Below are 21,465 nucleotides of genomic sequence, written 5' to 3'. Positions count from 1 at the left end.
ATGGCTGAAGATTACAAACTTGTAGATACACCGGTGGAACAACCCCTTTCAATGCATCCTAAAAAATTTGCACTGTGGTTGTTCATCGTGACGGTGGTTATGATTTTTGCCGCCTTCACCAGTGCCCACATTGTGCGCCAGGCCGATGGCGATTGGTTGATATACGACTTGCCCACTATGCTATGGTATACTTCGGCCATTATTCTGTTGAGCAGTGTGTTTATGCAATGGGCCTACATGGCGGCTAAAAAAGACAAACTGGAGCAGGTAAAACTGGCCTTGGCTATTACAACAGTACTGGGAATTCTATTTCTGGTAGGACAGGTTAAAGCCTGGGGGCAGTTGGTAGATAATAACATTTACTTTAACGGTAACCCCGCAGGAAGCTTCCTGTACGTGTTTACCTTTGTTCATGCCCTGCACTTAGTCAGCGGTGTGATATATCTGATATATATGCTAATTTCGTCTTACAAATATAAGGTGCACGCCAAGAACATGCTCAACATGGAAATGTGTTCTACCTGGTGGCACTTCTTAGGCGGACTTTGGATTTATTTGTTCATATTTTTATTGCTGAATCATTAAATAACTAACCAAATCTATGGCAACTACTGCTACAATAAGTAAAAAGAACCTCTGGGGTGGAGGGGTAGAGCCTCTGAAGGCCAGCTATGGTAAGCTGATGATGTGGTTCTTTCTACTGTCAGATGCGTTTACCTTTTCTGGTTTGCTCATTACCTATGCATTCCTGCGTTGGAGTGCTCCGGCCTATAAGGGAGATCCAGATGCATTCACCTTCTCAACTGAGTACTGGCCAATTCCGGAAAAGGTATATGAGGCCTTCCCTGGTTTTCATGGTGTTGAGCTTCCTTTGGTTTTTGTTGGTTTAATGACCTTCATCCTCATTTTGAGCTCTGTAACCATGGTATTGGCAGTAGAGGCAGGACACAGAATGGATAAAAAGGGTGTGGTAAAATGGATGCTATGGACCATTATCGGTGGTTTTGCTTTCTTGTCTTGCCAGGCTTGGGAGTGGAGTCACTTTATTGCCGGAACTGATACAGCAACCATAGGTGATGTAGTGATCAACGGAGTTTGGAAAGAAAACTATGAAATATTTGGAGCCAACCTCACATACAATCAATATGGACCTCCGGCCTTTGCCGCACTATTCTTCTTTATTACCGGATTCCACGGATTCCACGTGTTCTCCGGGGTAGTGCTTAATGTAATTATCTTCTTTAATGCAGCCAATGGCCTGTATGAAAGAAGAGGGCACTATGAAATGGTTGAAAAAGTTGGCCTCTACTGGCACTTTGTAGACCTCGTTTGGGTATTTGTGTTTACTTTCTTCTACTTGATTTAAAAGACTTTTTATAATGGAACAAGCAACAACTAACGTAGTGGCTCAACCGGCCGACAGATCGAAAATACTGGGTATTTGGAAGATAGCCGGTATACTGGCTTTCGTTACGGCAATAGAGTATGTATTTGCCTTTACTATGGATGCCGGAACTCTACGCTCAGCAATATTTATTGGTTTAACCATTGTTAAAGCTTTCTACATTGTCTCTGAGTTTATGCACCTGGGGCATGAAGTGAAAGGTTTGATTTACTCAATCATTTTACCCATGATCTTTATTGTGTGGCTTATTGTGGCCCTGGTAAACCTGGAAGGTGCAGCCATAAAAGAATCTAAGGGTGTGCAGGACTATGAACCTGCAGGAACAGAGCGCGTGGAGGAATCGCATTAGATGAAGCAAGATTTTAATTAAGTACAGAATCAGGTCAAATCCATTGGCCTGATTTTTTAGTTTATAAAGCATGGGAAAGAAGGCCGTATTTCTGTTTTTATTAATCGCTCTGCCGGTAATGATTTTTCTATTCCTGAAATTCTTTGGGAGAAACGAATTCACTATACCGGTATACTACGAGCAAGGACTTGGCGACTCGCTTTCAACTCCCTGTTTAGACAAGGCCAATAAGCAATACCTTGTTAACTCAGATTTGCTTCCAAAAGGAGGTATTAATATTGTCCATTTTGAACAAGCCGATGGCCCCGTTCTAAAGTCTCGCTTAGAAGAATTGGAGCGGGTGCAAGATGTCTTCTATGAAGACGATCATATCCGGTTAAACACGTTTCTTAACAGTCAGACCATTGCACTGGATGATATAACAGATTATAACAGGCGTATTCAGTTTCTTGATCAGTTTTGGAATATGGAGGCGCTGGATAGCGCATCTTGGGCAGAACTTAAATACTGCACCATGGCCATGACCCCTCTGGACAACCGTGTGGTGCTGGTAGATGCCGCAGGGAGAATACGGGGTTATTACAATATTTTGGAGCGGAAAGAAACAGACCGCCTTATCCTTGAGTTAAGAATTTTAAAAACCGAAGAATAGTATGGCACAAACGCTGGAAAAGAAAAAGTCGATGGTGTGGATTCGTATCCTTTCAGTAGCAATACCCCTCGCAGTGGCTGTATTGCTTGGTTTACCTACCAAACTCAACCTGGGTGAGTGGGTGTACAACCTTCCGCATGCCATAGGGGCTATAAATACCCTTACTTCGGTTTGTCTTATTGCGGCCTTTATAGCGGTAAAGCAAAAGAAGATCAAGCTTCACCAACAAATGAATACGGCCGCTTTTATTTTAGGCGCTATATTTCTTGTACTCTACGTCTTGTACCATGCCAGTGCTCAATCTACTCCTTACGGAGGCGAAGGAGCTTCAAGGTACATCTACTATTTCTTTCTTATTTCTCATATTCTGTTGTCCATTGGGGTTGTGCCGCTTGTGTTACTGGCTTTCTATTATGCCCTCAACAACATGATCGATAAGCATAAAAAGATTGTGAAGTATACTTTTCCAATCTGGCTATATGTATCTGTTACGGGTGTTATTGTTTACTTGATGATTTCTCCCTATTACATGCATTAATGGGAATTATGAGCATTAAGAATTATCTTTGCAGCATGAGTAAGCTCTGGAGAAAATCGGTATGGATTGGGTTATTTCTGATGGTTTCAGGAACTCAATTACTAGCGCAATGTGCCATGTGCCGTGGTTCCGTTGAGTCTACCGTAAGTGCCGGAGATACCTCCATGGCAGCCAATCTCAACCTTGGTATACTTTATCTGTTCTTTACACCATACGTGTTGGTAGCAGCTATCGCTATTATTTGGTACAAAACCAGTAGAAAAAATGTCAGAAAAGCCAAAGGTGCTGGCAGTATTGCAGGGTAGGTGCCCTCAATGCAGAAAGGGAAAACTTTTCCAACACACGGCCTACAATCTGAGCAAGTTCACGCAAATTAATACGCATTGCAGCCATTGCGGGGTGAAGTTTGAGAGAGAACCACGATTTTTCGATGGCGCTATGTACATCAGCTATGGGCTCTCTGTGGGGCTCTTTCTGGTGTCTGCCTTTATCATTTACCTCTTCTTTCATCCGGTTTCCGAAAACGTTTATATGATCGCAATCATATCGGAGGTTGTGCTGCTCTATCCCCTCATGTTTCGTTATTCCCGTATTTTCTACCTCTATCTCTTTGGGGGGCTAAAGTTTGGCGGTTCTATGAAGTAATTCTTTCACTACGCAAACTATTCACCGCCATTTAGGTAATATTTTTGCTTGGTGCTCCCTAATTCTTCCCATGCGGGAAATTATTGTTAGATTTCATCGTAGAAAAAAGGGTGATTAGATTGAGCCGCATTCGACAGTTATTATTCCAGCACAAAGCCTTTTTGTTGAGCGTATTATTGGTTGGGCTCACCCTGATAATTGACGAAGCTATTTTCTCTGATCAAAGGAGAAGGGTAAACCCTCAGGAAACTATAACGGAAAATCTGCACAAACAACTCAATGAGCTGGATGGGCTGTTGCAGCAATTGAGCGACATAGCCGTAGTGGATCTGAGTCGTCTTTTCAACCGTTTTGAGAGCAATGATGAAATGCCCTATTTCATCTATGAAAACGGAGAGGTAATCTATTGGAGTACCAACCGCTTTGTACCCAAATATGGCACACTGGATGGTACTTACATTTATCGGTTTCTGGAGCTTAAGAGTGGCAAGTACATAGTAAAGCGCAAAGTGATTAACAGCTCGCAAAACCGCGTAGTTGAGATTTACGCACTCCTTCCGCTTACATCGGACGTGGCTCTCAACGAAAGCTTTGAAGAACACGGGCTAAACGGAGAAATTTTTGGACGCTCATCTTTCACACTCAATGCTCAGGAACAGGAGAATGGCAAAAATATTTATGCTCCGGAGGGTATTTTCCTCTTTTCGTACGAAGGAACCCAACGCATGAAGATTGATTATCCGAAGTATGCGGTCTTTATATTGGTGCTCTACCTGGTAGCTATTTACTTTTTCCTGAAGTCGGGTTATGACTATGCCCAATACCTCACCAATAGAAACTATCTGACGCTGGGTGTGTTGGTTTTAGTCATTTTCATTGGTGTTACCCGCTACTTTATGTTGCGCTATGAGTATCCGCTAAGTGTGGTGGAGTGGTCACTTTTTGAACCTGATCAGTTTGCCGAAAGCTCATGGCAACCGTCATTGGGCGATTTTTTACTTAATCAGTTGGCCATAGTGGCCATAGTTACTTTCACCTTCCTTAGACTCAGAAAACGTCAAACCGATCGCCATAGGATTAAACCTCTGGCGGTGGTGGGAGGTACTCTTTTCTTGCTGGCCAGTCTGCTGTATTTTGTTCAGGAGATAAGCTCACTGTTTGTCAATTCGCAGTGGTCTTTCGATGTAGGAACAGACATCAACTTCTCGCCCTTCAAGCTCATGGCTTATTGGGGAATCTTTGTGCTTGGTATTATTCCCTTTATTTCTGCTCATTATCTGAGTATAGAGCTAAGCAAAACCGGCAAGAGAAAATGGGTACTAATGGTCTTGGGTGCAATTTGCTTGGTTCTGGTAATTGTATCGGTAGGTTGGCCTTCTCAATATGTAACTGTGGGCCTTGTAATGGCCATATACTTACTTGTAGTAGTGGGCTTTCATTTTGCGGAGCAGCTAAGTCAGGCCAACTATTCCACTTTCCTTTACCTCTTTACTACCGCTTTGTTGGTGGCCACCATTTGTAGTGTGGTGTTGGACAGTCACATAAAAGAAGAGCGGCTGTCCAATAAGCGCATGTTAGCCACCAGGCTTTTGTCTGAAAATGATTGGGAAGCCGAATACTTGTTGTCTCAGGCAAAAGAACGCATAGAGTCAGATGTGCTCATACAGGCTAACATTACCAATCCATTTTCTTCCAAAGAACTTATCCGTCAAAAAATACAAAGGGTGTTTCTGGGCGATTACTTCGATAAATATGAGATAAATATTCTCTTGTTTAATGGTCGGGGAGCTCCTGTTAGTTCGGCTACCACGGTGAATTACGATGGTTTTTTACAGAGCCACGCCAGGCCGGAAAAAGAAACCTCTGTTGAGGGACTCTATTTCAATAGAAGTAATTATCCGGTAGCACTCAATCAATACTATCTGTTCAATGAAATAAAGCGATACAATACCATAATTGGTTATGTAATAGTCATTCTCGATAGAAAGGAGGTGCTTAACAATAGCATATTGCCAAGGCTTTTATTAAGCGAGTCGGCTCCATCTCAAGGTCTGAGGCATTTAGACTATGCCGTGTTTGAAGGAGAGAAGCTGGTAAAGAGTGTTGGCGACTTTAACTACAGAAGAGATTTCGATGTGAGCATGCTCTCTAATCCGGCTATTTACGATGGAACAATGAGCCTGGCGGGTTATGACCATCTGGCAGTAAAAAATCAGGCCAACAACCAGGTGTATATAATCTCTAACCATCACTACCCCCTACAGTATGTAATTACCAACTTCAGCATCTTTTTCTTGTTTACTGTAGCCATGATTATTCTCATTTTCGGAATTTCCGCAGGCTACTTCAATTGGAGAAAGCAATCCGTAACGCTTTCAGCCAAAATTCAGATTCTACTCAATTTTGCCTTCTTCTTGCCACTTATTATTGTGAGTATTGTGGTACTCAGGCTGGTGAACAAAACGGTGGAGACCAATATTGAGAATCAGTACCTTTCTACTACTGAAAGTGCAGCACAAAATATAGCCAACCAGTTGCAGGCCTTTTTGGAAGGGCAGAATGAGAATAATGAGGCCCTGGAAAACCGAATTGCAGAAATAAGCCAATATGCCCGGGCCGACATGAACTTGTTCAATACCAATGGCCGACTGATCGCTACCAACCAACGGCTTATCTTCGATAATGAGTTACTAGCACCTTTCATTAACCCACAGGCCATGGCAGGAATTGTGGAATCCGGAGAGCGCGAAGAGCTGTATATTGAACGGGTGGGTAATCTCGACTTGAGTTATAAGGCTACTTATTATGGCATCCGGTCCAACGAAAATAATGCTTTATTGGGAGTATTGAGTATGCCGTTTTTCGATTCGGAAGAACAGTTGAAAGCCGAACAACGCGATATTCTCTCCAACATACTCAACTCATTCACCTTCATCTTTGTCATCTTTGTAGTGCTATCGTTTCTGGCTTCCAGAATACTCACATATCCATTTAAGTACCTCACAGAGAAGATTAAGACCACTACACTCTCTAACCTAAACGAGCCCATTTCCTGGCCAGCCGATGATGAAATTGGTCTGATGGTCAGGGAGTACAACAAAATGCTCAGCAATTTGGAGAAGAGTAAAAAGGCTCTGGCACTGAGCGAGAAGGAAAGTGCCTGGAGAGAGATGGCACAGCAGGTAGCTCATGAAATTAAGAATCCGCTTACTCCTATGAAGCTTAAGCTGCAACATCTGAAAAGAGTGCTTTCGGCAGCGCCAAATGTAGATATAGAGTTTAACAAGCCAATAGATAACCTGCTGAGTCAGGTAGAAACCCTAAGTGATATTGCCACTTCATTCTCTTCATTTGCCAAAATGCCTATGCCAAAGAGTGAAAGGCTTAATTTGGTAGAAGTGCTAAAAAAATCGGTAAGGCTCTTTAACGAAGATAAAATGGAAATACAGGCCAATATTCCAAGGCAGCCTGTGTGGATTATGGGCGATGATCAGTTGCTGGGACGAATATTCAATAACCTAATTCTCAATGCTTCGCAGGCAATTCCGAATGAAAGAGACGGAAAACTGGAGGTAGAACTGGTATTGACCCATAATAAGGCTCGAATTACCTTTTCCGATAATGGAGTGGGGATTCCGGAGGAGATCAGCGAGAAAATTTTTATCCCTAAATTCAGTACAAAGGCAGAAGGTTCCGGGATAGGCCTGGCCATAGCTAAGCGTGGGGTAGAGCATGCCGGAGGGAGTATATGGTTTGAGTCTGTTCCCGATGAGGGAACCACCTTCTTTTTGGAATTCCCATTAACCGATTGATCGTGCAACGTGGTATTTTCGGCATTCTCTTTTTATCGTTTACTGTAGCCGCCTGGGCTCAGTCGCCTTTCGAGCGGTGCCGATGGATAAAGACCCACAAGAACCCTCAGGTACTCGATTCACTAACCGTATTTCCAGAGTCTATACGAATAGTAGCCCCCGACAGCCTGCAGCAGTTTAGTTTTAATCTCTCTAGCAATTCAATAAGCTTTAAAAACGCTCTTCACGATTCTGTGCGGGTGTGTTATACCACTTTACCCTTCGACTTGCACAGCAAGCGAGCCAATAAAACCCTCGATATCTATGATTCTACGGCTCTTTTCAAAGACGCTATTTTATACAAGCAAGCGCTGGCCATTCCTAAACGCGAAGAAATTGTAAGTACAGAGAACATCTACAAAACCGGTAGTATTTCTCGCGGAATATCTTTCGGTAATCGGCAAGATGTATTTGTGAACTCTACACTCAACCTACAGATGGAAGGACAACTGACCAATGGAGTAAATCTGAGAGCCGTGATTACCGACCGGAACGTGCCCTTTCAACCCGAAGGGAACACCCAACAAATTCAGGATTTTGATAACGTATTTATAGAACTCTATTCCAATGACCAGTGGCGTTTGAAAGGTGGAGATGTAGTGTTACAGAATGGAGCTTCACACTTTTTGCGCTACTACAAAAACGTGCAAGGTGCGCAATTTTCTACCCGATACGACATGAAAGGAGGCTTTAAGGCACAAACTACTGTGGCCGGTTCTGTGGCCAAAGGTAGGTTTGCCTCGGTGAGTATAGAGCCCATAGAGGGTGTTTTGGGACCCTATCGCGTAAGAGGGCCGAACAACGAGCGGTTTGTTATTATTTTGGCCGGATCGGAGAAGGTGTTTATTGATGGAGAACAACTGACCAGGGGTTTTGACAATGACTACATTATAGACTACAACCTTGGTGAAATTACGTTTACCAACCGGGTACTCATTACTAAGTTTACCCGTATAAGGGTAGACTATGAGTTTTCCGATCAGAACTACAGTCGGTCTATTATACAGGCTAGTCATTACCAGCAGAATGAAAAGCTAAACTTTGCCTTCAACTACTACAGCGAAAAGGACAACCGAAATCAGCCATTGCTCTTTGACCTTAGCCAGGAAGAGAAGCTCATACTGGCCAATGCCGGAGACAACCTGAACCAAGCCGTGACCAGCCGCGTAGATAGCGTGGCCTATAATCCAGATCGTATTCTTTACCGCAAGACCACCGGTACTGACAATCTGGGTAATGATTATGATATATTTCAGTACTCCACCAATCCCGATAGTGCTTTTTTCGATGTCCGCTTTTCGGAAGTAGGCCAGGGTAATGGAAATTATCGGCTTAGAAATGCCACGGCCAACGGAAGAGTTTATGATTGGATTGCTCCTCTGAATGGTCAGCCGCAGGGAAACTATGAGCCGGTGGCCCTTCTCCATGCTCCCAACCAGAAATCGATGGCCACATTGGCTAGTGGCATTAAGTTAAACAAAACCGATGCTATTGAAGCAGAAATTGCTTTTTCAAAAAACGATGTAAATCTCTATTCGCAACGCGATAGCGATGATGATGACGGGTTGGCCTATAAGCTTATTCACACCTCCAAAGACCGTAAACTTAACTTCTTACCCAACTATGTGCTCAACTCCAGCCTCTCATACGAGTATAATAGCGAGTCTTTTACCTTTATTGACCGACTCAGGTACATAGAGTTCGATAGAGACTGGAGTTATAATCCCCAAGAATTTAGCACAAGCTTCACCGAAAACATTTTTCAACTCAACTTGAACCTGTCTCAAAATGTTAGCAACGCATTGGCCTATACAATGGTGAGAAGAAAGCGGGGCGAGGCTGTCGATGGTTTCCAACATAGCCTGTCGCTTAACAAGCGTTTGGGGCCATTTCAGTGGAAATCGAGCGCATACTGGATGCATAATGACCAAACTGTATTGCGTTCAGAGTGGAACCGGCTCAACCTCGATTTCTCCTACCAAAGCCAATGGTTTATTCCGGGCTATCGCTATAGACAAGACCAGAATGAGGTTCGCCAGCAAGCGACCGGTGAGGTGGTAAGAACAGCTATGCACTTTAAAGAGCATACCCTTTACCTTAAAAATGCAGATACACTTAAGACGAGCTACGGTATAGACTACCAGACTCGTGAAGACAGGCTACCGGTAAATGGTGAGTTGGTAGATAACAACCAGTCGTATACCTGGAATGCCTTTTTTCGCACTCAGTTCAACCCATCCAACAGGTTGTATTTGCTGTTTACTTACAGAGAACTTGAAAATTTGAATGCAGTGGCATCTGATAAGCTCGACCGCACCATTATGGGTAGAATGGACTGGGCTGCTTCTTTTTTTAAGGATATGGTGCAGTCAGATTTAAACTACAACCTGGCCAACAGCCGCGAACTCAGGAGGGAATTTATCTTTATTCAGGTGCCTACCGGTGAAGGAACCCATACCTGGCGAGACGACAATGGAGATGGGGTGCAAGACCTTAACGAATTTTACCTGGCAGTAAACCCCGATGAGAAGAATTATGTGAAGATATTTGTGCCCACCGATACATTTGAAGAGGCCTTTAACACCATAATCAGCTATCGGCTGAACATAAACTTTCCCAGAGAATGGCTCAGCCAAACCGGTTTACGAAAAATACTGGCCCGATTGTCTAACAGTACTGCATGGGGGCTCAATGCTAAAATTACAGAAGAAGAGCTTGCTAAAAGATTGTGGCCAACCAGTGTGGATGATGATCAAGTGCTAGGTTATAATGAAAACCTGCGATCTACCTTATTTTACAATAAGACCAACTCAAAGTTTGGAGCCGATGTTGGCTTAGCCAAACTCGAAAATAAACAGCTTTTGGCCAATGGCTTTGAGCAACGCCTCAACGAAGACCTTCGCTACCACATGAGATGGAATGTGAGTAAAGGACTGAATATAGATGTCAATTATGTAGATGGAATTCGCTTGAGCAGGTCTAACGTGCTCACACAACGAAACTACCGGGTAGAGTTCACCAGTATTAATCCATCGCTTACCATTCAGCCTTCGCGAAACTTTAGGCTCACAGGCAGCTACAACTATAAGTCTAAGCAAAATGTGCTCACAGAGGCATCAGCAGAAAGTGCCTTCCTAACAGAGTTTGGACTGAATACACGTTATTCTAAAGCTGTTAAAACCAGCATTACGGCTAGTTTTAAGTATATAGATATCGACTTTGAAGGCGTTGAAACCTCTCCCGTTGGTTATGAACTGCTGGAAGCATTAAGGCCCGGAAGCAACCTCACCTGGAACCTGAACTGGCAGCAAAGATTGAGCAATGGGTTGCAATTGTTGGTAAGGTATGATGGTCGAAAATCTGGTGATAACCAAACGGTACACTTAGGAAGAATTCAGGTAACAGCTTTGTTTTAAGACAAAGACCTGAATTTGCGCATCATTTTATTAGCAAATACAAAGTCATCGAGTTCCTGAACACCCGAATGCATAATATCATCTGAGTTACCTTCCCATAACTTTTTGGTATTGCCAATAAACACAATATACTCCCCAATTTCCATTACCGAGTTCATGTCGTGAGTCACAACCACCGTGGTTATCTGGTATTCATCGGTGATTTCGGCTAACAATTGATCTATTTTAATAGATGTTTGAGGGTCGAGGCCAGAGTTGGGCTCGTCACAGAAAAGGTATTTGGAGCTATTTACAATAGCCCGGGCAATGCCCACTCGTTTTTGCATACCTCCGCTAATTTCAGAGGGCATACGCTTGTTGGTGTTTTCCAGCTTCACCCGTTTTAGAACAGTATTTACACGGTCTAGCTTCTCATCTTCAGGCATAGTTGTAAGTACATCCAACGGGAACTTCACATTTTGCTCCACGTTCATGGAGTCAAAAAGAGCACCGCCTTGAAAAAGCATACCAATCTCGCGCCTGATTTCCGTTTTTAAATCGCGGTTAGCGTTAATAAAGTCGCGGCCATTGTAGAGAATCTCCCCCGAGTCAGGTTTGAATAGCCCCACAATGTTTTTAAGCATAACACTTTTTCCTGAGCCACTTGCACCAATAATTAGGTTGGTTTTGCCCTGCTCAAAAGTAGCGCTGATGTCGTTCAGCACCGTTTTATCTTCGAACGATTTGGTAAGGTTCTTTACTTCAATCATCGTACAAGCAGTAGTTGAGCCAAAACAAAATCACTAAGTAAAATAGCAATGCAGCTCACGGTTACCGCCCGTGTGCTCGATTGCCCTACTTCCAGCGCCCCACCTTTGGTATAATAGCCCATAAAGGCAGAGATTGATGATACCAGAAAACCAAAAACTACTGACTTTATAAGGGCAAAGGTTACACTAAACTCATTGAACTCCGTTTTTAACCCCGTAAAGTAGTTGGCCGGACTTAATACTTCAGTTAATTCGGCCACTAAATAGCCACCGGCAATGGCAAGAGAACCGGCAAGAATGACCAGAAACGGATACATGAATAGAGTAGCCACTATTTTGGGTAGAACCAGATAAGAAACTGAGTTGATACCCATCACTTCCAGAGCATCGATTTGTTCGGTAATGCGCATGGTGCCCAGGTTGCCGGCAATGCTTGAACCAACCTTGCCGGCAAATATAATGGCCGTAATAGTGGGGGCCAGCTCAAGAATGGTTAGGTCTCTCACTACCAAACCAATTACGCTGTCCGGAATAAGCGGATTGAGCAGATTATAGGCCGTTTGCAAGGTAGAAACAGCTCCCATAAAAATAGATACAATAGAAACCAGGACAATGCTGTTTATACCCACGTAAATGCACTCATCGAGAGTGAGCCTCACATAAGTGCCGAACGTTTCGCGGTTGGTGAAAAGCTTGCCAAGAAATAAAATATACCTTCCTAAGTTGCTCATAAAGCTCAAAAAACAAGGCCTGATGGTCTTGCCTTACAACGGCAAAATAACAAAACTTGTACGAATGCCTTATGGTTCATTCAATTTAAGTCTTCTTATTTCCAAGTACAAAGAAAGCATTTTGATGTGCCTCTATTCAAAAGTACCTTTAGGCCATGAGAAAACTTGCGGTAATTAGTAGTGGAACAAAAGGCATAGGTAGGGCCACAGCAGAGAAATTCTTCTTCAATGGATTCGATATAGTGACCTGCGCCAGAAGTGCAGACGATTTACTCCAGCTCAAAGAAGAACTTGAGGAAAAAGGAGAGGGAGAGGTTTTCTTTAGACCCACCGATATGGCCAGGAAAGAAGAAGTGCTCGCCTTTGCGGCCTATGTGAAGGGGCTGAACAGACCAGTTGAAGTATTGCTCAATAATACAGGCCTTTTCTTGCCCGGCTCAATTCACACAGAACCCGAGGGCAATCTGGAGAAAATGATAGAGACCAACCTCTACAGTGCCTATCACCTTACCAGAGCATTGGTAGATGATATGAAGGCCAGAAAACAAGGGCATATATTTACTACCGGGTCTATTGCCGGTATTACAGCTTACCCTAATGGAGGCAGCTACTCCATTTCCAAATATGCACTGCTCGGTTTCACCAAGTGTTTGAGAGAAGAACTTAAAGAACATGGTGTACGGGTTACCTCTATATTGCCCGGGGCTACTTACACCGCCAGTTGGGAAGGAGTAGATTTACCCAGAGAAAGATTTATGAAAGCCGAAGATATTGCCGAAGCTATATATGCAGCGCATAGCCTATCGCTACAAACGGTGGTAGAAGAGATTGTACTCAGGCCGCAGTTAGGCGATATATGAATTCATTAACAAATTCTCTCATTTCGGGTTACCTTTGCAGCAAGTAAAAAACTTATGGAGCCGACCATCTCGCTAGCTAAAAAATACTGCAACAGCCTTGTCAGCTACAGCCGGAGAAAAACTATTCCCGTTCGAGTAGGTGAGGTGATTATTGGGGGAGATAATCCCATTGTTATTCAGTCTATGACCACGGTCGATACCATGGATACGCAGGGTTCGGTAGAACAAGTGTTGAGAATGGTAGAGGCCGGTTGCGAGTTAGTAAGAATAACTGCTCCAAGCCTCAAAGAGGCGGAAAACCTGAGAAACATTAAAAACGAACTCAGAAAGAGGGGTTGCCATGTGCCTTTGGTAGCCGATATTCACTTTACCCCCAATGCTGCCGAGCTGGCGGCCCAAATAGTAGAGAAGGTTCGGATTAATCCGGGAAATTATGCCGATAAGAAGCGTTTCGAGAGTATTGAATATACCGATGAAACCTACCAGGCTGAGTTGGACCGGATCAGAGAACGCTTTACCCCACTGGTAGAACTATGTAAGAAGCACGGCACGGCCATGCGTATAGGCACCAACCATGGCTCATTGTCCGATCGTATTATGAGCCGATATGGCGATACGGCTCTGGGTATGGTTGAATCGGCTTTGGAGTTTCTTAGGATTTGCGAAGACCTGAACTTCGACCAGATTGTTCTTTCCATGAAGTCCAGCAATGCTCAGGTTATGGTAGAAGCCTATAGGCTGTTGGTTCAAAAACTGGATGAGGAAGGACTTAAGCCTTACCCGCTGCACCTTGGGGTTACTGAGGCCGGAGAAGCCGAAGACGGCCGGATTAAATCGGCTGTAGGAATTGGCACCTTGCTAGAAGATGGCCTTGGCGATACAGTGCGTGTATCCCTCACAGAAGAACCCGAGTTTGAAGCACCCGTAGCCCGAAAACTGGTAGACCGATACCGTGACAGAAAAGATCACCGGCCAATACCGGAAATAGATGAATCACCCATCGATCCCTTTCTCTACCACAAGAGATCTTCTCGAGAGGTACTGAACATAGGAGATGTAAATGTGCCAAGGGTAATTGCCGATATGAGTAGTCTAAATACCATTGAGGTAAAAGACCTTAAAAGTGTTGGTCATTTCTATTTGCCGGAGCCCGATAAATGGACCATGAACGATCAAGGTGCCGACTATATCTACTCAGGTAATAAAAGCATTCCGTTCATGCTTCCCAATGGCCTGAAAGAATTAGTAGATTACCCTGTATGGAAGCAGTTGACTGATAAAAAAGGACGTTTTCCGGTATATAATCTTCAGCAATTGGCTCAAGCTGAAGATTGTGACGACCAGTTAAATTTTATTCGCCTGAACGCCTCAGATATTGATGAGGACACCATGATGATTTTGGAAGCGGATAATCTGGTAGTGTTGTTGGAAACAGATAATACACATGCTATGCCCGCTCTGAGAAGGTTTTTCTTCGAGTTGGTAAGAAGAAAGCTCAATATTCCGGTGGTTGTGATCAGAAATTTTGAGGTAAGTGATGCCGAGGCCTTTCTTATTCATGCTTCTACCGACATTGGAGGTCTGTTGGTCGATGGTTTTGGGGATGGTGTAATGCTCACTTCAACACCCCAATCAAACAAAAAGGATCAACTTTCAGATATTAAACTAAAAAATACTACGGCTTTTGGTATCCTTCAGGCAGCCCGAACCCGTATGACAAAAACAGAGTACATTTCTTGCCCAAGCTGCGGACGAACCTTGTTTGATCTGCAAGAAACAACAGCCATGATACGCAAAAGGACGGATCATCTGAAAGGAGTTAAAATTGGGATTATGGGCTGTATAGTGAATGGCCCAGGAGAAATGGCCGATGCAGACTATGGTTATGTAGGATCGGGTAAGGGGAAAATAACCCTTTACAAAGGGCAGGAAGTAATGAAAAGAGGGGTGCCCTCCGAACAGGCTGTAGATGAGCTAATTGAGATTATCAGAGCCGATGGTAAATGGATTGAACCAAAGGCGGTGGAAGTGTAAATGTAAGACTATGTCAGTTGAAGAGCATAAAGAACAAAAACAGGAAAGGGTAAAACTCACCGCCAAAGAAGCGTTCGACTTTGGACCTGTACTAGGCTATTTCTTTCGAAAAAAAGATCCCAATCGTCCATCAAACTTTAACCTTAGAGTAATGCATGGAATTAATAAAATCTCCATCATTATGTTTTTAATTGCGCTCACAGTTATAATAGTGCGTTTTATTTCCCGTATGTAATGTATCTGGACGAATTTAGAGACTATTGCCTGAATAAACCCGGAGTGACCGAAGGGACCCCTTTTGGCCCCGATACGCTCGTGTTTAAGGTTATGGGCAAAATGTTTGCCGTAACGGGGCTCGATACCTTCGAATTTGTTAACCTAAAGTGTGATCCGGAAAGGTCCGTTGAGCTTCGTGAGCAATGGGCTGGCATTAAGCCCGGTTGGCACATGAATAAGCACCATTGGAACTCTGTGTATGTAGATGGTTCCGTACCCGATAACCTCATCAAAGAACTCACAGATCATTCGTATGAACTGGTAGCTGCCAGTCTGCCTAAAAAGGTCAGAGATGAGCTGAAGAGCCTATCGGGAGATCAGTAACTCAGGAACTGAAAAGCGGCTACGCGGCTCTTTAAATCGACCTTACCCGAACTCCAGAACCCTTAACCAATTAAGTCTGCCAATAAAGGGTTTGCTCTTTAATAGGGTTCTCAAAAGGAATTTTTTCTTCCTGGCACTTTTCATACCTGCTACGAATGGCATTATACCATTTGGCTTGCATATCGGGGTCGCCCATAAGCATAAGCGGAGGGTTGTTGTTAAGCCCCTCCTTCAGTTTTTTAAACACATCAACATCTTGTTGAATAAAGCTGTTGGCGAAGCGATAGAATATGGGCTTCAGAGGTTTGAACCACCCTATGTCCGTATAGACAAACTGTGTTAGTTCAGTTTCCTGATCATTCACTGGGGTGAGTGTGGTCATAATTACAATATCGTTTTCGCCCACTTTCAGGTGCTCAATGCGTATGCCTGGCAATTGAAAACTTATTTCCGTGGTCTGTTCCTTCTTTAGAATTTTGTAAGCAGCAGAGTTTTTAGATGGAGCATGCCTCACCATGGTAAATCCCAGATGAGAAGGAGCAAACTTTTTTTCTTTTAGTTTGAGATTGGTCTTTTTTCTAAAAAACCAAGACTGGTGCACAAAAGGCACATGAGCAGGATCTATTAACCCGATTACCGAATGATCCAGGCCACAATCCATTCTCTTGGCTGTTACCAGATCGAAGGACTTACTTTGATCTAACGGAAAATGTGGAAAGAGGCTTTTATCCATATCTTCCGGTTTGCGCATGTCTTTGGGCATATAGATAAATACAATGCCATGCAGCTCACGAACCGGATAGTAGGGGGCTCTTATTTTAGAAACATCCAGTGGTGAATGAGGTGGCAATGCCGGAATTTTAGAGCAAACTCCATCGGTGTTAAAGCGCCAACCGTGGTAGCAGCATTCAATTTCGCAACCGTCAAAGTGGCCATAGGTCAACGGAATGCCGCGGTGTGGGCACTGGTTTCTTAAAGCAAAAGGCTTGCCCTCATTGTCGCGGCCAAGGCAAATCTTTTCACCATCAATCTCTTTTTCAATTGTTTTTCCTTGTTTTAATACGCTGCCATGACAGGCGACATACCAGATGTTTCTTAGGTTTTTAGACTTTACCGCACTCATTTCCGTACAAACATACACATTCCTCAGGTACCCGAATGTACCTGAAAGGCAAACAAAATCGGAGTTTTAGTAGTGTAAAACTATATGTAAATTGTTTATCAGTCATTAGCAAGTCCTATGAAATACATTGTTTCTCTCTTAATATTTCTGAGTGCCTTTTCACTAAATGCACAAATAGAATTGAATCAGTTGAATTATGGGGGTGGCGGTAAGTACACCGACCTGATGGCCGTGATTAATCCCAGCAATATTAAGGGAAGCCCTTTGGGTTTTGATGAGTGGCGCAAAGGCCGCTTTGTAGTGGTTGGGGGCGATACTTCTACCTACTTTCTCATTAACTACCATACAGAAAAGGATCAACTCTATTTGAAAAAAATAGGTACTGAAGAAATTTTTGAAACCAATGAAGACTTGATAGAGGTGTTGTTACTGGAGAACTTTGAGGGTGAGGTAGAAACCTTTGTGAAGGTAGATTGGCATAGTTTTAAGCGTTTTCCCGATTACAGCAAGTATTGCCAGCAGCTTATAATGAAGGAAAATTTTCAGTTGATTAAATACCGCGATAAAGTATTGGAACGACCGGATATGAAGCAGGATAGCTACTCCGGGCCTAAAATTGAAGAATACGTTTTAAAGGAGCGCTACTTTTGGCGCAATAGCGACAAGCAGCCCTATGAAGAAATAAGTCTCTCGCGTAGTTCGCTAAAGCTTATTTTCTCAGAAACTCAGGAGGAGCGAATGAAGCAGTATCTCAAAAAGAACCGCGTAAAATGGAACCGCGAAACGGAAGTGCTGCAAATGTTAGAGGTTATACTCTAACGTTCGATTATACCTTTTAAAACCTCCAGTTGTCCATCTATTGCCGGTACTTTGGTAATGCCCAGGAGTTCTGCTATAAGCGGGTATACATGCACATTTTCAAATTCTTCGATCACCAAACCCTTTTTAATGTTGGGGCCATTGGCATAGAATATAGCCCCCATAGTTGGAGTGGTTTTAGGGTCGAACCCATGTTCGCCTCGGGTTATTTTATTTTCAATGTTGTGTTTAATTCTGCCTTCAGAACTTATGTAGTGGCCAGGTTTCATCACTAAAACGATATCTCCAATACGTGAATGCGTTCCGTAATGCATATGTGGTGGTAGGTTTTGCTTGTAATATACCTGATAAGCCCCTTCGTGTTGTTTTAGCCTTTTATAGGTTTGCTGCTTTATTTGTTCATCGTTTACATAAAAATGGGCGTGAGGGCCATTGTTTATCATTCGAACCTCCTCATTGTTCAGGCCTTCAAGCAGTTTACCGGCCTCGATGTATTTTTCCTTTTTGGGCTCAATAGGTTCCATGCCATGGTCAGAAACTACTATGATATTAATGGGTAGGTTGAGCGCATCGGTTTGCTTCTTAAGCATGCCCAAAAGGCGATCGGCTTCCAGTACCGCCTTCTTGGTTTCTTCATGATCAGGCCCATAGGCATGGCCGGCATTATCGACCAGCGAAAAGTAGAGCGATATAAAGTTGGGTCGTTCCGGGGCCGGCAGTTTCAGCCAGTTTACAACCTGCTCAATGCGAGGTTCGTTGGCCAGATTGTCGTCATATATCTTATAGTATGTAGGGAATTGCCCCTGAACAGGGGCTTCAGAGCCTACCCAAAAGAAGGAGGCCGATTTCATGCCATTTTGCTGGGTAAGCTGCCAAAGGGGGAGGCCACCGTAAAAGGCAGGATTTTGCACTCGTTCTCGGTTGCTTATTCGGTATATGAGGTCCAGGTCGCTATCGTAAAAAGTATTGTCCACCAGGCCATGGTTGTCTGGGTAAAGTCCTGTTACCAGGGTGTAATGATTGGGGAATGTTTTAGAAGGAAAGGAGGGAATCATGGCCTTTGCTGCCACACCATTTTTTATAAATGACTTAAAGTTGGGGGCATTATATTTTTCTACATAGTCATGCCTGAATCCATCGAACGATACCAGAATGACATAGGGCGTTTGTTCATTAAGCGATTGACCAAGGGCTGTAGAACCAATGACCACCAATAAAATGATTATCTCTAAGTACTTTTTCATAATACGGGTGCTAAACTAAAGGTAGCGCGTCTATTCGGCCAAAGCTAAAAGTTAAAATTGGGTTAAGAATTATAGAAGCGGTGCCAACAATCGGCATACCGACTCTTTAAGCTTTTGAAGAATACTTCGTTTTTTCCAGTTCTGGAGTCCTAGTTGCACACAGTCGGCCTTATCGGCTTCAAAGGCACTGGCTAGTTGCTGTACCACTTCGCCATTGTAGAAGTAGGCGTTCACTTCATGGTTTAAGTCAAAGCTTCTGTAGTCCATATTGGCACTGCCAACAGAAGCAAAATTGTCGTCTATAATTATCACCTTGGAATGTAAAAAGCCCTTTCTATAGTGGTAGACCTTCACATCGGCTTCCAGCAACTGTTTAATAAACGAACGAGAGGCTGCTTCCACAATCCACGAGTCGGACGATTCAGGAATCATCAGCTCAATAGTTATATCGCTGCGCGAAGCAGTTACTATGGCATCGAGAATGCTTTCGGTAGGAATAAAGTACGGAGTTGCAATGCGCACCCTATGGCGAGCGGAGTTAATGGCTAGAAAGAAAGAGTCCATTATGCTGGCCAACTCCCAGTCAGGGCCGCTGGCATTTATTTGAACCATATCGTGCCCGTGGGTAGTAAAGGTGGGGAAAAAGCTGCTGTCCGGCAGTAACTCTTCCTGTGTTACAAACTGCCAGCTTAGTATGAAGAGAAACTGAAGCGTTTTTACCGCTTCCCCCTCAATTTTTATGTGCGTATCTCTCCAGTAGCCATTGGAATGACCATTGTTAATATATCGGTCGCTAATGTTTATGCCTCCGGTGAAACCTATCATACCATCGATTACCAGAATTTTGCGGTGGTTTCTGTAGTTGATCTTACTGGTAAATGATGGGAAGAGTACCGGCATAAATTCTACAATTTGTACTCCGGCACTCATCAGGTCGGTAAAGAAGGGTTTGCGTAGTCCCAATGAGCCTACTCCATCTACAATTACTCTTACTTTCACCCCTTCCGAGGCTTTTTGCTTGAGTATTTGGGCTATTTCCTGACCAATGAGGCCGTCTTCATAGATGTAATACTCAAGGTGAATGTGGTGTCTTGCCTCCTTGAGTGCGGTTATTAGTTCAGGAAACTTCTGCTCTCCGTTTTGCAACACCGTCACTTTGTTGTTACGCGTAAGCGGAGAAAGGTCTTTGTTTAAAAAGCGAATTACTTTTTCGTATTGCTCCAGTCCTTCTGGAACCACATGATTTCTGGATTTTCGTTCTACGTGTTGCTTGAAATAATGGTCGCCAAAGGCCTGGTTAATGAGTTGTTTCTTGGCAAATATCTTACGCTTGCGAATGGTTTGCCCGAAAAACAGGTAAATAACTATACCCAGCAAGGGTAAAAGGAGCAATAGCAAGAGGTAAGAATGTGTTTTGAGCGGATTTCTGTTTTCCAACAGAATGTCGATCACCACAAAAAATATGGCCACATAATAAAGTGGTAAAACAAATGGTGAAATGCTCTGCCAAACCTCAAGCATAGGATCAAGATAAGGCCATTCGAATTATTTTCCAGTTTATTTTATGGAATCCACTTAATGTCTTTAAAGTTGGGCTTTCTTTTCTCTAAGAAGGCATTTCTTCCTTCTTTGGCTTCATCGGTCATATAAGCCAGTCGAGTAGCTTCTCCGGCAAAAACCTGCTGTCCAACCATGCCATCATCTGTTAAGTTAAAGGCAAATTTGAGCATCTTAATGGAGGTGGGGGACTTTTGTAAAATTTCTTGTGCCCACTCATAAGCGGTGTCTTCTAGTTCATCGTGAGGAATAACAGCGTTAACCATACCCATCTCGAAAGCTTCCTGAGCCGAATAATTTCTTCCCAGAAAGAAAATTTCACGGGCTTTCTTTTGTCCTACCATTTTGGCCAGATAGGCCGAGCCATAGCCTCCATCAAAACTGGTCACATCGGCATCGGTTTGTTTGAAAATAGCATGTTCCTTACTGGCCAGAGTGAGGTCGCAAACCACATGAAGGCTGTGGCCACCACCAACTGCCCAACCGGGCACTACGGCTATCACTACCTTGGGCATAAAGCGTATAAGCCGCTGTACTTCAAGAATATTGAGTCGTGGCATACCATCATCGTCCACATAACCCTGGTGCCCCCTGGCTCTTTGGTCGCCACCGCTGCAAAAGGCCCAGCCACCGTCTTTAGGCGATGGCCCTTCGCCAGAAAAAAGCACTACACCAATGGAGGTGTCTTCACGAGCATCTAAAAAGGCATCGAAAAGTTCTGCCACAGTTTTGGGTCTGAAGGCATTTCTTACTTCCGGACGATTGAAGGCTATTCTTGCCACGCCCGTGCCAGACTTCTGGTAGGTAATGTCTTCGTATTCTTTTACGGTTTGCCAGTTTGCTTTGCTCATGCTCGTCTTCATTTTGCCGTGAAATTAGCACTTCGTTTTTA

At 43.6% G+C, this 21,465-nt stretch carries 20 protein-coding genes; 14 read left to right on the top strand and 6 right to left on the bottom strand.

The features are described 5' to 3' along the window. The 9 genes from B3O12_RS17260 to B3O12_RS17220 all read left to right on the top strand — a co-directional run bounded on the left by B3O12_RS17260 (position 1) and on the right by B3O12_RS17220 (position 10,856). Complete coding sequence (locus tag B3O12_RS17260) at positions 1 to 585, top strand: cytochrome c oxidase subunit 3 (RefSeq protein WP_189630531.1); 585 nt, start codon at positions 1 to 3, stop codon at positions 583 to 585. A 16-nt stretch (positions 586 to 601) separates the two neighbouring features. Further along, the gene (locus B3O12_RS17255) at positions 602 to 1,366 is read left to right on the top strand and encodes a cytochrome c oxidase subunit 3 (RefSeq protein WP_189630532.1); all 765 of its coding nucleotides are present in this window, start codon (positions 602 to 604) and stop codon (positions 1,364 to 1,366) included. 13 nt (positions 1,367 to 1,379) lie between these two features. Further along, positions 1,380 to 1,754: a cytochrome C oxidase subunit IV family protein gene (locus B3O12_RS17250; RefSeq protein WP_286757214.1), complete on the top strand. Its 375-nt coding sequence runs from the start codon at positions 1,380 to 1,382 to the stop codon at positions 1,752 to 1,754. Positions 1,755 to 1,824: 70 nt separating this feature from the next. Continuing rightward, positions 1,825 to 2,406: a hypothetical protein gene (locus B3O12_RS17245; RefSeq protein WP_286757213.1), complete on the top strand. Its 582-nt coding sequence runs from the start codon at positions 1,825 to 1,827 to the stop codon at positions 2,404 to 2,406. A 1-nt stretch (position 2,407) separates the two neighbouring features. Then, a complete protein-coding gene (locus tag B3O12_RS17240) occupies positions 2,408 to 2,944 on the top strand; it encodes a DUF420 domain-containing protein (RefSeq protein WP_189630535.1) in 537 nt (178 codons plus the stop codon). A 35-nt stretch (positions 2,945 to 2,979) separates the two neighbouring features. Then, complete coding sequence (locus B3O12_RS17235) at positions 2,980 to 3,249, top strand: hypothetical protein (RefSeq protein ID WP_229838662.1); 270 nt, start codon at positions 2,980 to 2,982, stop codon at positions 3,247 to 3,249. Continuing rightward, positions 3,209 to 3,589 carry a DUF983 domain-containing protein gene (locus tag B3O12_RS17230; protein ID WP_189630536.1) on the top strand — a complete coding sequence of 127 codons (381 nt, stop codon included), beginning with the start codon at positions 3,209 to 3,211 and terminating at the stop codon, positions 3,587 to 3,589. The genes B3O12_RS17235 and B3O12_RS17230 overlap by 41 nt, the downstream gene beginning before the upstream one ends. A 164-nt stretch (positions 3,590 to 3,753) precedes the next feature. After that, entirely contained in the window at positions 3,754 to 7,401 is a 3,648-nt protein-coding gene (locus B3O12_RS17225) for an ATP-binding protein (protein ID WP_286757211.1), read from the top strand. A gap of 2 nt (positions 7,402 to 7,403) precedes the next feature. Then, a complete protein-coding gene (locus B3O12_RS17220) occupies positions 7,404 to 10,856 on the top strand; it encodes a hypothetical protein (RefSeq protein ID WP_286757210.1) in 3,453 nt (1,150 codons plus the stop codon). Here the strand turns inward: B3O12_RS17220 and B3O12_RS17215 are convergent. Both B3O12_RS17215 and B3O12_RS17210 read right to left on the bottom strand, forming a co-directional pair. Further along, a complete protein-coding gene (locus B3O12_RS17215; RefSeq protein WP_189630539.1) occupies positions 10,853 to 11,605 on the bottom strand; it encodes an ABC transporter ATP-binding protein in 753 nt (250 codons plus the stop codon). The two genes, B3O12_RS17220 and B3O12_RS17215, sit on opposite strands and share 4 nt — an antisense overlap. Next, a complete protein-coding gene (locus tag B3O12_RS17210) occupies positions 11,602 to 12,336 on the bottom strand; it encodes an MlaE family ABC transporter permease (RefSeq protein WP_189630540.1) in 735 nt (244 codons plus the stop codon). The genes B3O12_RS17215 and B3O12_RS17210 overlap by 4 nt, the downstream gene beginning before the upstream one ends. Before the next feature lie 155 nt (positions 12,337 to 12,491). On the opposite strand from B3O12_RS17210, the gene B3O12_RS17205 reads away from it, so the two are divergent. From B3O12_RS17205 to B3O12_RS17190, 4 genes are read left to right on the top strand one after another with little or no spacing between them, the layout of a single operon-like run. Continuing rightward, on the top strand, positions 12,492 to 13,196 hold the full coding sequence (locus B3O12_RS17205) for an SDR family oxidoreductase (protein WP_286757209.1): 705 nt from the start codon (positions 12,492 to 12,494) through the stop codon (positions 13,194 to 13,196). Positions 13,197 to 13,250: 54 nt separating this feature from the next. After that, positions 13,251 to 15,230: a (E)-4-hydroxy-3-methylbut-2-enyl-diphosphate synthase gene (gene ispG / locus B3O12_RS17200; protein WP_286757208.1), complete on the top strand. Its 1,980-nt coding sequence runs from the start codon at positions 13,251 to 13,253 to the stop codon at positions 15,228 to 15,230. A 10-nt stretch (positions 15,231 to 15,240) separates the two neighbouring features. Then, entirely contained in the window at positions 15,241 to 15,465 is a 225-nt protein-coding gene (locus B3O12_RS17195) for a DUF6728 family protein (protein WP_286757207.1), read from the top strand. Further along, positions 15,465 to 15,830, top strand: a complete 366-nt coding sequence (locus B3O12_RS17190) for an MmcQ/YjbR family DNA-binding protein (RefSeq protein WP_189630544.1) — start codon at positions 15,465 to 15,467, stop codon at positions 15,828 to 15,830. The genes B3O12_RS17195 and B3O12_RS17190 overlap by 1 nt, the downstream gene beginning before the upstream one ends. 70 nt (positions 15,831 to 15,900) lie before the next feature. Here B3O12_RS17190 and B3O12_RS17185 read toward each other — a convergent pair whose 3' ends face one another. Beyond that, positions 15,901 to 16,953, bottom strand: a complete 1,053-nt coding sequence (locus tag B3O12_RS17185) for an aromatic ring-hydroxylating oxygenase subunit alpha (RefSeq protein ID WP_286757206.1) — start codon at positions 16,951 to 16,953, stop codon at positions 15,901 to 15,903. Positions 16,954 to 17,070: 117 nt separating this feature from the next. On the opposite strand from B3O12_RS17185, the gene B3O12_RS17180 reads away from it, so the two are divergent. After that, positions 17,071 to 17,772, top strand: a complete 702-nt coding sequence (locus tag B3O12_RS17180; RefSeq protein ID WP_286757205.1) for a hypothetical protein — start codon at positions 17,071 to 17,073, stop codon at positions 17,770 to 17,772. On the opposite strand, the gene B3O12_RS17175 is transcribed toward B3O12_RS17180, so the two are convergent. From B3O12_RS17175 to B3O12_RS17165, 3 genes are all read right to left on the bottom strand, one after another. Further along, positions 17,769 to 19,016, bottom strand: a complete 1,248-nt coding sequence (locus tag B3O12_RS17175; RefSeq protein ID WP_286757204.1) for an ectonucleotide pyrophosphatase/phosphodiesterase — start codon at positions 19,014 to 19,016, stop codon at positions 17,769 to 17,771. The genes B3O12_RS17180 and B3O12_RS17175 overlap by 4 nt on opposite strands. 69 nt (positions 19,017 to 19,085) lie before the next feature. Continuing rightward, entirely contained in the window at positions 19,086 to 20,537 is a 1,452-nt protein-coding gene (gene cls / locus B3O12_RS17170) for a cardiolipin synthase (protein WP_286757203.1), read from the bottom strand. 41 nt (positions 20,538 to 20,578) lie between these two features. After that, positions 20,579 to 21,424 (bottom strand): 1,4-dihydroxy-2-naphthoyl-CoA synthase, encoded by an 846-nt coding sequence (locus B3O12_RS17165; RefSeq protein WP_286757201.1) that lies wholly within the window; start codon positions 21,422 to 21,424, stop codon positions 20,579 to 20,581. Between the last annotated feature and the right edge of the window lie 41 nt (positions 21,425 to 21,465).

Origin of the sequence: Roseivirga sp. UBA838 (assembly GCF_002296035.1) — a bacterium.
GTDB lineage: Bacteria > Bacteroidota > Bacteroidia > Cytophagales > Cyclobacteriaceae > Roseivirga > Roseivirga thermotolerans.
This window is presented reverse-complemented; position numbering and strand designations above follow the sequence as displayed.